14 protein-coding genes are annotated in these 15,651 nt (G+C 31.9%); all 14 read right to left on the reverse strand.

Translation table 11 applies throughout. The features are described from left to right. Positions 1 to 8 precede the first annotated feature (8 nt). Positions 9 to 437: an FHA domain-containing protein gene (locus ACFWTK_RS03460; RefSeq protein ID WP_415874741.1), complete on the reverse strand. Its 429-nt coding sequence runs from the start codon at positions 435 to 437 to the stop codon at positions 9 to 11. Positions 438 to 544: 107 nt separating this feature from the next. Beyond that, positions 545 to 3,367 carry an excinuclease ABC subunit UvrA gene (uvrA, locus tag ACFWTK_RS03465; protein ID WP_415874742.1) on the reverse strand — a complete coding sequence of 941 codons (2,823 nt, stop codon included), beginning with the start codon at positions 3,365 to 3,367 and terminating at the stop codon, positions 545 to 547. A gap of 23 nt (positions 3,368 to 3,390) precedes the next feature. Next, the gene (uvrB, locus tag ACFWTK_RS03470; RefSeq protein ID WP_415874743.1) at positions 3,391 to 5,367 is read right to left on the reverse strand and encodes an excinuclease ABC subunit UvrB; all 1,977 of its coding nucleotides are present in this window, start codon (positions 5,365 to 5,367) and stop codon (positions 3,391 to 3,393) included. A gap of 122 nt (positions 5,368 to 5,489) precedes the next feature. Further along, a complete protein-coding gene (locus ACFWTK_RS03475) occupies positions 5,490 to 6,779 on the reverse strand; it encodes a PDZ domain-containing protein (RefSeq protein ID WP_415874744.1) in 1,290 nt (429 codons plus the stop codon). A 29-nt stretch (positions 6,780 to 6,808) separates the two neighbouring features. Continuing rightward, on the reverse strand, positions 6,809 to 8,050 hold the full coding sequence (locus ACFWTK_RS03480) for a S41 family peptidase (protein ID WP_415875154.1): 1,242 nt from the start codon (positions 8,048 to 8,050) through the stop codon (positions 6,809 to 6,811). 156 nt (positions 8,051 to 8,206) lie between these two features. Continuing rightward, positions 8,207 to 9,097: a permease-like cell division protein FtsX gene (ftsX, locus tag ACFWTK_RS03485; RefSeq protein ID WP_415874745.1), complete on the reverse strand. Its 891-nt coding sequence runs from the start codon at positions 9,095 to 9,097 to the stop codon at positions 8,207 to 8,209. After that, positions 9,087 to 9,773 carry a cell division ATP-binding protein FtsE gene (gene ftsE, locus ACFWTK_RS03490; RefSeq protein ID WP_415874746.1) on the reverse strand — a complete coding sequence of 229 codons (687 nt, stop codon included), beginning with the start codon at positions 9,771 to 9,773 and terminating at the stop codon, positions 9,087 to 9,089. The genes ftsX and ftsE overlap by 11 nt, the downstream gene beginning before the upstream one ends. A gap of 141 nt (positions 9,774 to 9,914) precedes the next feature. Then, complete coding sequence (locus tag ACFWTK_RS03495) at positions 9,915 to 10,817, reverse strand: YitT family protein (protein WP_415874747.1); 903 nt, start codon at positions 10,815 to 10,817, stop codon at positions 9,915 to 9,917. Positions 10,818 to 11,102: 285 nt separating this feature from the next. Then, on the reverse strand, positions 11,103 to 12,044 hold the full coding sequence (locus ACFWTK_RS03500; RefSeq protein WP_415874748.1) for a transketolase family protein: 942 nt from the start codon (positions 12,042 to 12,044) through the stop codon (positions 11,103 to 11,105). Then, on the reverse strand, positions 12,044 to 12,868 hold the full coding sequence (locus tag ACFWTK_RS03505) for a transketolase (protein ID WP_415874749.1): 825 nt from the start codon (positions 12,866 to 12,868) through the stop codon (positions 12,044 to 12,046). Before ACFWTK_RS03505 ends, ACFWTK_RS03500 begins: the two co-directional genes overlap by 1 nt. A 160-nt stretch (positions 12,869 to 13,028) precedes the next feature. After that, complete coding sequence (locus tag ACFWTK_RS03510) at positions 13,029 to 13,376, reverse strand: type II toxin-antitoxin system PemK/MazF family toxin (RefSeq protein WP_061858785.1); 348 nt, start codon at positions 13,374 to 13,376, stop codon at positions 13,029 to 13,031. After that, positions 13,336 to 13,662: a hypothetical protein gene (locus ACFWTK_RS03515; RefSeq protein ID WP_415874750.1), complete on the reverse strand. Its 327-nt coding sequence runs from the start codon at positions 13,660 to 13,662 to the stop codon at positions 13,336 to 13,338. Before ACFWTK_RS03515 ends, ACFWTK_RS03510 begins: the two co-directional genes overlap by 41 nt. A gap of 140 nt (positions 13,663 to 13,802) precedes the next feature. Next, a complete protein-coding gene (gene alr / locus ACFWTK_RS03520) occupies positions 13,803 to 14,966 on the reverse strand; it encodes an alanine racemase (RefSeq protein ID WP_415874751.1) in 1,164 nt (387 codons plus the stop codon). 64 nt (positions 14,967 to 15,030) lie between these two features. Beyond that, on the reverse strand, positions 15,031 to 15,633 hold the full coding sequence (locus tag ACFWTK_RS03525; protein ID WP_415874752.1) for a germination lipoprotein GerS-related protein: 603 nt from the start codon (positions 15,631 to 15,633) through the stop codon (positions 15,031 to 15,033). Positions 15,634 to 15,651 lie beyond the last annotated feature (18 nt).

The following is a 15,651-nucleotide window of genomic DNA, read 5'->3' on the forward strand; positions in this document are numbered from 1 at the left end:
ATTCCTTATTAACCAATAACCTTAAATACATACTCTCCTATTATTATTTCATCATCCACATTTAAGGCTAAAACCTTATCTAATCTTGTACCATTAAGCAGAGTTCCATTCGTACTATCTAAATCCTTTATAAAATATTCATTGTTCTTGATGAAAATTACAGCATGATGCCCTGAAACATATTGATCATGCAGAACTAAAAGATTATCTTCTTTTCTTCCTACAGTCATTTTAGAATGAATAGGTATTACAGAGCCTACTTTTAGATTAGATTTATTATCTCCAACTTTAATAACCTCTAATCCTAATTGTCTTGAAGCCCTTCTTCTCCTATTTCCACCCTTTATATCCTTGTACATAATTCTCAAAGCCCAAAATATTATTATATATATTATTACGATTATGAGAACTCTTAAAACCAATCTTACTAAAGGCATAAATCCACCTACTTACTATAAATTTATATTATATAACTAAAGTTTAATTTTACCATACTTAAAGACTAGCGTAAACTCCGCTAGCCTTTAATATATTGTTAATTTTATTATAACTTTCTTTTTAGATAATATCCTGTATAAGAATTATTATTTTGTGATATTTTCTCTGGAGTACCGCAATCTATAATTGTACCTCCTCTGTCTCCTCCTTCTGGTCCTAAATCTATTATATAATCTGAACATTTGATTACATCAAGATTGTGCTCTATTACAACCACTGTATTTCCGCTATCAACCAGACGCTGAAGTATTTGTATAAGCTTATTTACATCGTCTATATGAAGACCAGTAGTAGGTTCATCTAGTATATAGAAAGTCTTTCCTGTACTTCTCTTAGACAGCTCATAGGCAAGTTTAATTCTCTGAGCTTCTCCTCCTGACAGCTGGGTAGATGGTTGGCCAAGTCTTATATAGCCTAAACCTACATCCATAAGAGTTTGGAGCTTAGCTTTAGCTCTTGGAATATTTGAGAAAAATTCTAGTGCTTCTTCTACAGTCATATTTAAGACTTCATCTATGTTTTTCCCTTTATATCTAACTTCAAGTGTTTCTCTATTGTACCTTTTTCCTTTGCAAACTTCGCATGGAACATAAACATCAGATAAAAATTGCATTTCAATCTTTATTATGCCATCACCGTGGCAAGCTTCACATCTTCCACCTTTTACGTTGAAGCTGAATCTTCCTGCCTTATATCCTCTCATTCTAGCTTCTGAAGTATTAGAGAATAGTTCTCTTATTACGTCAAATAGACCTGTGTAGGTAGCAGGATTAGATCTTGGAGTTCTTCCTATAGGACTTTGATCAATATTTATAACCTTATCTATGTTTTCTACACCTAATATATCTTTATGAAGTCCAGGATTCATTTTAGACCTATTTATTTTTTTATTAAGTCCTTTATATAAGATTTCATTTACTAAAGTACTTTTTCCTGATCCTGATACTCCTGTTACAGAGGTTAAAACACCTAGAGGAAATTTTACATTTATATTCTTTAAATTATTCTCTCTCGCTCCAATAACCTCTATAAATTGATTATTGCCCTTACGTCTTTCTCTTGGAACATCTATCTTCTTTTCACCAGTTAGATACTGACCAGTTATAGATTCTCTGCATTTTTTTATTTCATTTATATCTCCAGCAGCAACAATTCTTCCACCATGTTCTCCAGCACCTGGTCCTACATCCACAATAAAATCTGCTTCCTTCATGGTATCCTCATCATGTTCCACTACAACTAAGGTATTTCCTAAATCTCTTAGATGCTGCAGTGTACCTATCAATTTATCATTATCTCTTTGATGAAGCCCTATACTTGGTTCATCAAGAATATATAAAACTCCAACTAATCCTGATCCAATCTGGCTTGCAAGCCTTATTCTTTGAGATTCTCCACCTGATAAAGTACCAGATTTTCTGTTTAAGTCTAAATAATCAAGACCTACGTCTATTAAAAACTGAAGTCTACTTTTAATTTCTTTTAATACCTGATTTGCTATAATAGTATTTTTTTCTGACAGCTTCAAATTGTTTATAAATTCAAGCTCTTCTTTAATAGACATATTTGCAAATTCAAATATGTTTTTTCCTCCTACTGTTACTGCTAAAGCTTCGGGCTTTAGTCTTGTACCTTTACATTCAGGACAAGGTGTATCGCTCATATACTGTTCTATTTGCCTTTTAATGTAATCTGAACTAGTCTCCACATACCTTCTTCTAAGGCTGTTTATTATACCTTCATATCTATGATTATATAGCCCTCTCTTATCCTCTTTTACATATTCTACAGTTATTTTTTCTCCATCTAGACCATATAAAATATAATCTAAAGTTTTTCTTGGCAATTCTTCAATAGGAGTATTTAAATCGAATTTAAGCTCTTTTGCTAAAGCTTTTAACACACTAAATGTCCAAGAATCCTCTTTTAATGAAGTATCTCCTAAAGATATAATAGCTCCTCCTAAGATACTCTTGCTTTTATCTGGTATAATTAAGTCCTCATCTATTTCCATTAAACTTCCTATACCATCACATTTCTCACATCTTCCAAAAGGGGTATTAAAAGAAAAGAGTCTAGGTTCTATTTCACTTATACTTATGCCGCAATCTGGGCAAGCAAATTTTTCACTAAATTTAAGATCTTCTCCCCCTATGACATTTACAATAACTACACCTTCTGAAAGCTTTAGAGCTGTTTCTAAGGAATCTGTAAGTCTGCTCTCTATTCCTTCTTTTACTATAATTCTATCTATAACCGCTTCTATAGTGTGCTTTTTATTCTTGTCTAAATTTACCTCTTCCTCTTGAAGATCATATATCTCCCCGTCTATTCTAGCCCTTACAAATCCATTTTTCTTTATACTTTCCAGCACCTTTGCATGTTGTCCTTTTCTTCCGCTTATTATAGGTGATAAAATTTGCACCTTACTTCTCTCTGGAAGCTCTAATATTCTATCTACCATTGTATCTACGCTTTGTTGAGTTATTTCCTTTCCGCACTTTGGGCAATGAGGAATTCCAACTCTAGCATATAAAAGCCTTAAATAATCATATATTTCAGTGACAGTTCCCACAGTAGAACGGGGATTTCTGCTTGTAGTCTTCTGATCTATAGATATAGCTGGTGAAAGCCCATCAATATACTCCACATCTGGCTTATTCATCTGTCCTAGGAACTGCCTTGCATAAGCAGATAAAGATTCTATATATCTTCTCTGCCCCTCTGCATATAATGTGTCAAAGGCCAAAGAAGACTTACCAGAACCAGAAAGCCCCGTAAATACAACTAATTTCTCTCTAGGAATCTCTAAGTCTACATTTTTTAAATTGTTAACCTTAGCACCTTTTATAACAATCTTATCCCTCATTTATTCCTTCCTTTCTTCATTTTCTACTCTAATGCTTCTTTTAATTTCGCGATTTCATCGCGCAGTTCTGCCGCTCTTTCAAATTGTAGTTCCTTCGCTGCTTGTTTCATTTCCTCTTCGTATTTAGATATAAGCTTTTCTATTTCTTTTTTAGTAAGCTTCTCTGTATTTGCATCAACTTTATATTCTTCTTGTTCTTCTGATACCTTTGTTTGAATTACATCTCTTATTTCCTTAAATATAGTGGTTGGAACTATTCCATGTTTTTTATTGTATTCTATCTGTATCTTTCTTCTTCTATTTGTTTCACTAATAGCAAAATTCATAGCCTTAGTTAGTTTATCCGCGTACATTATGACCTTGCTTTCAGAATTTCTAGCTGCCCTTCCTATAGTTTGTATTAATGAAGTTTCAGAACGAAGAAAACCTTCTTTATCTGCATCCAATATTGCTACTAAAGCAACTTCTGGTATATCTAGTCCTTCTCTTAAAAGGTTAATTCCCACCAGTACATCAAATTCACCTTTTCTAAGATCTCTTATAATCTCCATTCTCTTTATGGTATCTATGCTGGAATGAAGATACTCTGTTTTTACTCCCATTTCTTTAAAGTAATCTGTCAAATCCTCAGCCATCTTTTTCGTAAGGGTGGTAACCAAAACTCTAAAGCCTTTATCAATTGTTTCACGTATATTAGCATATAAATCGTCTATCTGCCCTTTTATAGGCTTTACTATGATTTCTGGATCTAAAAGTCCAGTTGGTCGTATTATCTGCTCTGCTACATTTGTGGAATGCTCCTCTTCATAAGGTCCTGGTGTAGCACTTACAAATACGGTTTGATTTAATTTTCCTTCAAATTCTTCAAACTTTAAAGGTCTATTATCATAAGCGCAGGGAAGTCTGAATCCATATTTAACTAAGTTATCCTTTCTTGATCTATCTCCTCCGTACATAGCTCTTACTTGAGGTAATGTTACGTGACTTTCATCAATAAATAGTAAAAAATCCTCTGGAAAATAATCAATTAAAGTTTGTGGTGGAGTTCCTGGAGCTCTTCCATCTAAAATTCTTGAATAATTCTCTATTCCACTGCAATACCCAACTTCTCTTATCATTTCTATGTCAAAGTTAGTTCTTTGTTTTAATCTTTGAGCTTCTAGCAGCTTATCTTCAGCCATAAGCTCTTTTACTCTTTCTTCTAACTCTTCCTCTATCTTTTTTATAGCAACTTCAAGTTTGTCCTTTGAAGTTGCAAAGTGAGAAGCTGGAAATATAGATATGTGTTTTCTTCCACCTATTATTTCTCCTGTTAAAACATCAAATTCTCTTATTTTATCTATTTCATCTCCAAAAAACTCTATTCTTATACCTATGTTTGTGGATGAAGCTGGGAATATATCAAGGACGTCCCCCCTTGCTCTGAAGGTACCTCTTACAAAATTTATTTCATTCCTCTCATACTGTATATCTATAAGCTGTCTCATTATTTCATCTCTGTCTTTTTCCATACCCTCTCTTAAAGACACAGTTAACTTTTTATATTCTTCTGGATTACCAAGTCCATAAATGCAAGAAACAGAAGCCACCACTATAACATCTTTTCTTTCAAGCAAAGCGGATGTAGCTGAATGTCTTAACTTATCTATTTCATCATTTATAGATGCGTCTTTTTCAATAAATGTATCTGTTTGGGGTACATAAGCTTCTGGCTGGTAGTAATCGTAGTAGGATACAAAGTACTCTACACAATTTTCAGGAAAGAATTCCTTAAACTCTGATGTCAATTGAGCTGCTAATGTTTTATTATGAGCTAAAACTAAGGTTGGTTTTTGGACTTTTTCTATTATATTTGCCATGGTAAAGGTCTTTCCCGAACCCGTTACTCCAAGTAATGTTTGAAACTTTTCTCCTCTATTTATACCTTCAACTATGCTTTTAATAGCTTCAGGTTGATCTCCTGTGGGTTTAAATTTAGAATGTATTTTAAACTTCTCCATATTCTCATCTCCCATGAACACTAGTTCGAACATATCAATTGTATACTTTAGAGATTTTAATGTCAATAAATAAACAAAAACTAACTCTTATTGGCATAAACCCATATGAGTTAGTTTTTTATTTACTTATTATCATTCTTTAATTTTTCTAACACTTCTTGAAATTTACTTCCGTCCAATCTTACAACTACAGTTTCATCAGGAACACTTACAGGCACAAATACAATACCAAGCTTCTTTGAATTATCTATATTCTTATATCTTATCTCTTCTAAGTTCCCAGCTGCCCTTTTTATTTTAAACAAAGCCATATTGGAAGCTTCTTTAATCGTTTTAACTATGTCATCTTCTTTTGATATCTTTTTATGATTGACTTCTATAAGCAAATCTCCACTTTTAATTCCCATTTCAAAAGCTGGTGAGTTTGGAGCTACCTCAAGAACCATCATTCCTCTCTCATCGCTTACATACTTAGGTTCAGCATTTACTTCTCTGTACCTTTGTATATAAAGCATAGCTTCATGAGCTGTAGGAGCAAATATAACTACAAACAACTTAAAAAATATATTTAAAATAGCAAGCCTTGCAAACATGAACAAAATTACACTATAAATCATTATCATAATTCCTGAAGAAAGAGCTTTTTCATTTTTTGTTTTAGTAAAAGTTATACTGCTGTATCCTATAACTCCATAAAAAGGCATAAGAAGTATTGCTGCATTTTTTACAATACTAAAAGGAGTCGAAGGATTTAATAGAGTGTTCCATTCCCTTATGGGTATTATATTGTCCAAAGAATACATGCTAGAATTTACTATCAAGGCAATAGCTACTGGAAGAGTCCAATATCTTTTTAACGCAAAACCACCAACTATCTTATTGCTCTTTTTTGTAAATATAGGTATAGCTCCTTTACTTCCATCTAAAATAACCAAAATACCCTCAACAAAGTGAAGTACAGCAATTAAAGTCATAAGAGCTACTACATCTATGTTTAAAAAACCTAGAGATTTTACATCTACATTATACATTTCTCTGAGAATTTGCAGAAGTATACTTATAAAGCCTAATATAGAAGCAGAATAAGAAAAACATATAAGTCTTGGATTTATGAGCACAAGAAATATAGACGTTAAAAATACTAGTTCTATGGACGTATTTTCATTAAAGGAGACTCCTAAATAACTTAGCATAATACTTCCTATGACGCCTGCTAGTATTCCAAACACAATTTGAGATATAGTAAGCTCAAAGGAAGAATTTAACTTGTCTCCAATAATCATTTTTTGCATCATAACTATCCTTCTATTTTGCCTATAAAATATGATAGCAAATATTATTAATATAAACACATAAGGGGATGTAACTATAGCATAAGCTACAGCCCTTAATGAATTTAATAAAATACTCATGTAAGATTATTTCCCCTCTCACTATTTATCTACTTGACCTTTTCTTTTATAACCTCTAGGGCTTTAATAAATTGAGGATCTGTTTTCTTATCATAAGGTTTTTCTGATAATTCCTTAGGATATTTTACCTCAATATTTGGCTTAATACCTTTATGATGTATATTTTCTCCTTTAGGAGTGTAGTATTTAGAAGTAGTTACCTTTAATGCTGTTCCATCTCCAAATCCGTATTTCTTTTCATAAAGCACGCTTTGCACTATTCCTTTTCCAAAGGTATTCTCTCCAACTAAAGTTCCCAAATTGTAGTCTCTTATTGCACCTGAAAATATTTCAGAAGCACTAGCTGTTCCTCCATCTGTAAGAACTACAAGAGGCATTCCTATAAGATCTCCACCCTTTGATTTATACTCTTCTTTATTACCATTCTTATCTTCTGTAGATACTATAACTTTATCTTTAGGAACAAATTGTGAAGTTATATTTATAGACTGTGTTAGCCATCCACCTGGATTTTGTCTTAAGTCCAGCACCATAGCCTTCATGCCCTTTTTCTTTAAATCCTTTGTAACCTTATTAAACTGTTCATCTGTATGTTCATCAAACATGGTTATCTGTACATATCCTATACCATTATCTATCATTTCGCCAGTTACAGTAGTTAGAGTGATTTCTTCTCTTTTTACCTTTACATCAAAGGTTCCTTTACCTTCTCTAGTTATGGTTAAAGTAACATAAGTGTTTTTTTCGCCCCTCATCATGGCTACAGCTTTCTCATATTCTTTTCCAGTTACTTCTTTTCCATCTACCTTTTCAATTATATCTCCACTTAATATTCCTGCTTTCTTTGCTGGAGAATCCTCAAAAGGTGCTATTACTACTACCTTATCATCCTTTACAGCAACTTGAAGGCCTAGTCCAACGTAGTTTCCTTCTGTTTCAGTGCTAAACTCCTTAAATTCTTTTGCATTCATATAGACAGTATATGGATCTTTTAAGCTTTCCGTCATTCCTTTTATCGCCCCATCTACAAGAGCTTCTTCATCAATCTTTCCATCATAAAAGTGATTAAGATTTTCCTTAACTATAAATAACTTATTAAATTGCACAAGATTTTCATATGTTTTTTCGCTTATTCTTCTTGTTCCCTTTATAGGCATTCTTGTTCCTATTATGTACGTAGCGAAATTTGTTAATATTAATATTAACACTCCTATTAATATCCATATGATTTTACTGTCTCTTGATTTAATTTTTCCATTGCTGTCATTCATATTCTTATAACCCAACCTTTCCTCTTATCTCTTATATCCGTTTTAATTATATTTTTACGTTAATCAATATGCATTTATACCTTTAAAAATAAAATTAAAATAAATATTAAGGCTGACGAAAAAATCGCCAACCTTTTATCATAAGTAATATTTAATCTATACCTTTAAGAATTTTCTAATAGATAAAATACTTCCAAGTCCTCCTATCAAAATCCCTGAAAGAACAAATATCCATATTACATTCATTAAGAAATATTTTGGAGTTATTAAGTTCAACATTATTATTATTGAGGAAAGTTTTCTATATACTACCCCATAAGAATAATAAAGAAATCCACTGGAAACAAGAGAACCTATAATTCCTATAACTACTCCCTCAATTATAAAAGGCCATCTTATGAACCAGTCTGTAGCTCCTACAAATTTCATTATACTTATCTCTTTTTTTCTTGCATAAACAGCTAATTTAATTGTATTTCCTATTAGAAGTAATGAAATAGGTATCATTATCATTAAAGCTGTAAACCCTACCCATTTTACTCCCCTCGTCAATTTAGATATCTGATTAACTAAATCTTCATTAGCTACTACTTTCTCTATTCCATTTAATTCTTTTGTACTTTCAACCACATTCTTAACAATATCTGCATTTTCTACTCTTACAATGTAGGATTCAGGAAGAGGATTTTTATTTTCAAGTCCTTGAACTAGATCCTTATTTTCTTCTCCTAATTGTTCTTTCCATCTTTCTAAAGCTTGCTCTTTATTTACATAAGTTATATCAGATAAGCCATTAACCTTTTTAAGAGTTTCCTCTATATTCTGTTTATCTTCAGCCTTAATATCATCTTTTAAAAATACAGATACCTCAAGCTTAGATTCAACATGTTTTAAAATCTGGTTCGCATTAAGCATTGTAAGTAAAAATATTCCAAACATAAAAAGGGTTAGTGAAACAGTAATTACAGAAGCTATTGTTAAAGTTGTATTTCTTTTTAAACTGTTTAAAGCATCAATAAAAAAATATTTTATAGTACTAATTTTCATAACCATATCTACCTTTCTGCTCGTCTCTTACTATTACCCCTTTTTCAATAGCTATAACCCTCTTTTTCAACGTATCTACAATCCCTTTATCATGAGTAGCCATTATAATAGTCGTTCCTGCTTTATTTATATCATTTAATATGTTCATAATCTCCATCGAAGTATCTGGATCTAAGTTACCTGTAGGCTCGTCCGCAATAAGCATAGTAGGATTGTTTACAATAGCTCTTGCAAGAGCCACTCTTTGCTGCTCCCCTCCTGATAACTCGTTTGGAAAGCACTTGAATTTATGAGATAATCCAACCATAGATAACACCAGAGGGACTCTTTTTTTAATCTCTTTATAAGGTGCCTCTATTACCCTCATGGCAAAAGCAACATTTTCATACACATTTAGACTTGGTATTAATCTAAAATCTTGAAAAACCATTCCTATTTTTCTTCTGTAAAATGGAATATTTTTTCTTTTGAGTTTAGTCACATCTTCTCCATTGAGTAGTATTCTCCCTGTAGTAGGTTCTATTTCTTTATAAAGCAGCTTGATAAATGTAGATTTACCTGCACCACTTGGCCCTACAAGAAATACAAAATCTCCTCTATCTATTTCTAAGTTTATATTCGAAAGGGCAAAGACATTATTATCATATATTTTAGTTGTATTTTTAAATTCAATCATACTATAGCTCCCATCCTAGTTTCTTTCGTTCACACCGCAAAATCCGATTTAAGCGGAGGATTTACTTCATATTATGATTTCTTACATGTATTATTATAACATAATATAAATAAATTTAAATTAATATATTATTAATAATCGTTAATCTTCCAATATATCTTTAAACCCTTCTCCTAAAACTTCATGGGCTTCACTTACACTTATAAAAGCCTTTTTATCTATTTCTTTTATATAATTTCGAAGTTTTATAAACTCTTTTCTGTCTAATATGGTATATAATACATCTATTTTCTTTCCACTATAAGCTCCTTTTCCTTCAAATATAGTGCATCCTCTATCTAATTCTTCAATAATATATTTATTTATTAAATCATTCTTAGAACTCATAATTATAATAGCCTTAGCTGTATTCATTCCTTCTATAACATTGTCAATTGTAATTCCATTTAAAACTACAGAAAGAAGTCCATACATACCTAATTCTGGGCTAAATGTAAATCCTGCTGCTACAGCTATTACAAAGTCTACAATAAGAAGAGACTTACCTATATCTAGATGCACAAACTTATTTAGTATTTTAGCTAATATATCCGTTCCACCTGTGGATGCATTTTCATTAAACACAATAGCCATACCTATGCCTGATAAAAATGTACCAAATAGAGTAGCTAAAAGCAAATCATGAGTTATTGCTGCTTCTGGTGATATGTATCTATCCAAAAGGGATATTAATCCTGATAATCCAAGAGATGCATATATAGTTTTTGCTCCAAAATGTCCTCCTATAGCCACAAATCCCACTATAAATAGCACTATGTTCATCATGAGCATCAATGTTCCAACACTTAGACTAGGAACAAGATGATTTATTATGATTGCAATTCCCGTTACCCCTCCACCAGCTACTTTATTAGGTTCTAAGAAAAACTTTATAGCGAAAGCTAATATTACATATCCTATAGTAATCATTACATATTCTTTTATATGCTTTTTTATACCTTCCATTACATATTTGCTCATATCTTTCTTTGAACCTTTTTCCATAAACATACCCCCGATAATAATTCATATTAAAAATTAGAAGTTAAGCGTAGAAGTTATAGACTTTATTAAAACTTATTTTTCCACAAATTCCGTGTTATATCCCATATAAAATTATATACTTCCATAATTAATTTATTATACCATAACTTTCAGCACATATAACTCTTTCTTAATAAAATATAATATACTCTTACACATATATCTTATATGATAAAATTACAATAATAACTGCAAATAAAATGAAAAAGAGAAGAAGCATAGACCTGCTTCTTCTCTTTTTTTATTTTATTTAAGTGATATTCCTTTTTTAACAGCCTTAACTATATCTTCTGAAGTCAAACCATAAGCTTTTAATAATTCAGCAGGTTTTCCACTTTCACCGAATACATCCTTAACTCCTACTCTTACTACTGGAACTGGGAAGTTTTCACTTAAAACTTCACATACAGCAGAGCCTAAGCCTCCGATAATATTGTGTTCTTCTGCAGTTACTATAACACCTGTTTCTCTTGCTGCATTTATTATAATATCTCCATCTATAGGTTTTATAGTATGTATATTTATTACCTTAACCTTTATTCCTTCTTCTGCAAGAACATTATAGGCTTCAAGAGCTTGCTCTACCATAACACCCGTAGCTATTATAGTAGCATCTTTTCCTTCTCTTAGGGTTACACCCTTTCCAATCTCAAACTTATATTCAGGATTATCATTTATTATTGATACTCCTGGTCTTCCAAGTCTAACATAGCAAGGTCCATTATACTCTGCTACTGCATTTATTGCAGCTTCTGTTTCAACTGCATCGCTTGGGCATATTACTGTCATATTTGGAATACTTCTCATAAGAGATATATCTTCTATAGCTTGATGTGATGCTCCATCCTCACCAACTGTTAATCCTGCGTGAGTTGCACATATCTTTACATTAAGTTTTGGATAACAGATTGTATTTCTTATTTGCTCAAAAGCTCTTCCTGCTGCAAACATAGCAAAAGTGCTTGCAAATGGTATTTTGCCGCAAGTTGCAAGTCCAGCTGCAACAGCCATCATATTTCCTTCAGCAATTCCCATATTTATATGTCTTTCTGGGAATACTTTTTTAAAGTCTGCTGTTTTAGTTGACTTAGATAAGTCTGCATCAAGTACAACGACATTTGGATTAGTTTCTCCTAACTTTGCTAAAGCCTTTCCATAAGCTTCCCTAGTAGCTATCTTATTTGCCATTATTCTTCACCCCCAAGTTCTCTTAATGCAAGCTCACATTGTTCTTTGTTTGGAGCTGACCCATGCCAAGATGCATCATCTTCCATGAAGGATACTCCTTTACCTTTTATAGTCTTAGCAACTATCATTGTTGGCTTTCCTTTTGTATTCTTAGCTTCGTCTATAGCAGCTATAATTTCTTCATAGTTATGTCCATCGATTTTTATAACATGCCAACCAAAAGCTTCAAATTTTTTATCTATTGGATCTGGAGACATAACATCTTGAATTCTTCCATCTATTTGAAGGCTGTTATAGTCTACAAAAGCAGTTAAATTATCTAATTTATAATGAGCTGCTGCCATAGAAGCTTCCCACACTTGTCCTTCCTCTAATTCTCCATCTCCCAAAAGAGCGAATACTCTATAATCTTTTTTATCTAACTTCCCAGCTAGTGCCATACCAACTGCAGTAGAAATTCCTTGACCTAGTGAACCTGTTGACATGTCTACTCCAGGTACATAGTTCATATTAGGGTGTCCTTGTAACATTGAACCTAATTTTCTTAGTCTCATTAATTCTTCTTTATTAAAGAAGCCTCTTTCTGCAAGAGCACTATATAATACTGGTGCTGCGTGTCCCTTTGATAAAACGAATCTATCCCTATCTGGATCGTGTGGTTTTTCAGGATCTATATTCATTTCTTTAAAATATAAAACTGTTAAAATATCAGCTGCTGAAAGTGAACCGCCTGGATGCCCTGAGCCAGATTCAGTGAGCATAGTTACAATATCTTTTCTTATGCTCTTAGCTATTTTTTTTAGCTCTCCAATATCTTTTGTCATTTTAAACCCTCCTATGTTTGATTTTTATCTTTTATTATTATAACAATATATTAGAAAAATTACACTACATAAACTTAAAAAGGTATGTATACGATTATATATATCCATGTATAAGTTTTTCATTTAAATTAAAAAAGGGACATTTCTGCCCCTTTTTGCTTTATAGTCCAATACTTATCAAAAGTGCTTCATCTACTTTTCTCATATCTTTTTCAGACATATGACCAATTTTCTCTTTCAATCTTTTTTTATCTAATGTCCTTATTTGTTCTAACAAAACTACTGAATCTTTATTAAGCCCATATTCCTCTGAGGAAATTTCCACATGTGTTGGAAGTTTCGCTTTATTTATCTGAGATGTAATTGCAGAAACAATTACAGTAGGGCTGTACTTATTGCCTACATTATTTTGAATAATAAGTACAGGTCTTATTCCACCCTGTTCAGAACCCACAACTGGACTTAAATCAGCATAAAATATATCTCCTCTTTTCACTACCATTGTCATCAGGCAAATCACTCTCCGCAAGCTTGGCTTCATATTCTTTTAATACCTTCATGTCATCTGCAAAGCCCATTTCACATATATCAAGGTTAATTTGTGCCATTTCTATATATCCTTTTTTTAATTCTTCTATCTTGCTTAGATTTTTTTTGTCCTTAATATATAATATTAAAGAGTCTCTAATAAATTCACTCTTTTTTCTATATTTTTTTATTCTTTCTTTATTTATAATGTCCTGTTGCTTTTGTACTTCTTCTAAATTATTTGCTAATTTCTTTGAGTTTGACATAGAGTTATTAATACCTCCTAAACTGACATAGAGAAAATATGTACAATACAATTATACTTGAACGTTTGTCAACATGTCAAAGAAAACCACAGTTTTTCTTCCTAATATCCTCATGTATTTTAAGGCTTTCTTACAATATCCTACACATAATTCCTTACCTTTACAACTTCTCCATTCCTTATGTATACTCTAGGAACTCTCTTAGTTATCATGCATATCACTTCATAACTTATAGTGCCCAACATTTCCGCAATATGTTCTGCATTTAGTTCTACTCCATTTCTTTCTCCTATGAGTATAACTTCGTCCCCTACTTTTACTTCTCCCTCTATGTCAGTAATATCTACCATACATTGATCCATACATATTCTTCCTACTACAGGCGCGAATTTACCATTTATTATCACCTTAGCCTTATTGAAAAGCAGTCTAGTATACCCATCTGCATATCCTACAGGCAATGTAGCTATAACACTTTCTCTGCTGCTTTGAAATTTCCTTCCATAGCTTATATATTGCCCTGAAGATATATTTTTTATGTGAGCTATATTAGTTTTAAGTTCCATTACAGGTTTTAATTCTATTTTGCTTCTATCAACTTCCTCTGAAGGATAATATCCATACAATATTATTCCTGGCCTTACTGCTTCAAAATGGGTTTCTGGCAACTCAATTATAGCTGCACTATTGGCTATATGACGTGTTTTTATATTTACACCTTTTCTTTTTAAAGCCTCATAGAACTTATTAAAGTTGTTTAGTTGATAATAAGTGTATTCTTTATCTTTCTCATCAGCAGTAGAAAAGTGTGAAAATAAGCCCTTTATTTCTATATTAGGTAACTTATTTATTTTTTCTACCTCATCTACGCTTTCTTCATTGGGCAAGAATCCTATTCTTCCCATTCCAGTATCTAAAGCTATATGAATCTTAGCTGTTTTGTGTTCCCTTTGAGCTATTCTTGAAAGTTCCTTAGCATAATCAAAAGAAAATACAGTTTGCTCTATATCATACTTAAGTAAATTATCTATTAAACTTGGAGGAGTGAAACCTAAAATCATTATAGGAGCTTCTATACCACCTCTTCTTAGTTCTACTCCTTCGCTGACTACTGCAACAGCTAGACCAGTAGCTCCATTTTCTAAAAGCACAGGGGCTACGTCTAAAGCTCCATGCCCATATGCATCAGCCTTTACCACACCTATAATATCCTTGCTTTTTGATATTTTTCTAATCTGCCTCATGTTGAAAGCAAGATTATCAAGGTTTATCTCAGCCCAAACAGGCCTTAAGTGTTTAAACATTCTATTACCTCCAAAATAGAGATATTTTCATATCTCATTCTTTTGTTATTGATTTAATATTTTATTATTGAAAAGTTTCCTCTGAAACTTCAGCATTTGGTACAAAATTTTTATATATGAAGTTCAATACCTCATTTCCTTTTATATCGTATATGACTATTTTATCTGGACAATTATCTTCAAGATTTACGTACATTACTGCTTTGCATATATTTCTATTGTTTCCTGGAATATTAAGCTGAATAAGTTGATATTCTCTACCTTCTATTTCTTTAAACGAACTTTCTATATCCTCATCGGTATACAATAATCCAATATACTCCTCTATAAAACTAAGTTTATATACGCTGTCAAATTCCTTATCTAAAGTGTATTTCATATTGTTGTTCAAGTCACTTACTATTATATCATTTTTTTTATATAATAGTATTCTATCTTTATCTATATCTAGTCTATGCCCATAATCCTTACGATAGAACTGTTTACATTGAGTTTCTATTTCTTGCATACTATTTTTTATATGTACACTTACATCGCAGGTATAACTATTTAAACTTTTTAAGTAATCAATAGCATCATTAGGATTTTTTTCTTTTTTGCCGCAGCCGCTTAAACTTAATGTTATAAGCAAAACTGTAATGAATAGCATCAATACTTTCTTTATCATAAAATTTCCTCCAAAATT

Origin of the sequence: Clostridium sp., from assembly GCF_047777555.1 — a bacterium.
GTDB lineage: Bacteria > Bacillota > Clostridia > Clostridiales > Clostridiaceae > Clostridium_H.

Bases quoted from the DNA above. Each gene is read 5' to 3' on its own strand.
- ACFWTK_RS03460 (WP_415874741.1), bottom strand. From the start codon at position 437: ATGCCTTTAGTAAGATTGGTTTTAAGAGTTCTCATAATCGTAATAATA.
- uvrA (WP_415874742.1), bottom strand. From the start codon at position 3,367: ATGAGGGATAAGATTGTTATAAAAGGTGCTAAGGTTAACAATTTAAAA.
- uvrB (WP_415874743.1), bottom strand. From the start codon at position 5,367: ATGGAGAAGTTTAAAATACATTCTAAATTTAAACCCACAGGAGATCAA.
- ACFWTK_RS03475 (WP_415874744.1), bottom strand. From the start codon at position 6,779: ATGAGTATTTTATTAAATTCATTAAGGGCTGTAGCTTATGCTATAGTT.
- ACFWTK_RS03480 (WP_415875154.1), bottom strand. From the start codon at position 8,050: ATGAATGACAGCAATGGAAAAATTAAATCAAGAGACAGTAAAATCATA.
- ftsX (WP_415874745.1), bottom strand. From the start codon at position 9,097: ATGAAAATTAGTACTATAAAATATTTTTTTATTGATGCTTTAAACAGT.
- ftsE (WP_415874746.1), bottom strand. From the start codon at position 9,773: ATGATTGAATTTAAAAATACAACTAAAATATATGATAATAATGTCTTT.
- ACFWTK_RS03495 (WP_415874747.1), bottom strand. From the start codon at position 10,817: ATGGAAAAAGGTTCAAAGAAAGATATGAGCAAATATGTAATGGAAGGT.
- ACFWTK_RS03500 (WP_415874748.1), bottom strand. From the start codon at position 12,044: ATGGCAAATAAGATAGCTACTAGGGAAGCTTATGGAAAGGCTTTAGCA.
- ACFWTK_RS03505 (WP_415874749.1), bottom strand. From the start codon at position 12,868: ATGACAAAAGATATTGGAGAGCTAAAAAAAATAGCTAAGAGCATAAGA.
- ACFWTK_RS03510 (WP_061858785.1), bottom strand. From the start codon at position 13,376: ATGACAATGGTAGTGAAAAGAGGAGATATATTTTATGCTGATTTAAGT.
- ACFWTK_RS03515 (WP_415874750.1), bottom strand. From the start codon at position 13,662: ATGTCAAACTCAAAGAAATTAGCAAATAATTTAGAAGAAGTACAAAAG.
- alr (WP_415874751.1), bottom strand. From the start codon at position 14,966: ATGTTTAAACACTTAAGGCCTGTTTGGGCTGAGATAAACCTTGATAAT.
- ACFWTK_RS03525 (WP_415874752.1), bottom strand. From the start codon at position 15,633: ATGATAAAGAAAGTATTGATGCTATTCATTACAGTTTTGCTTATAACA.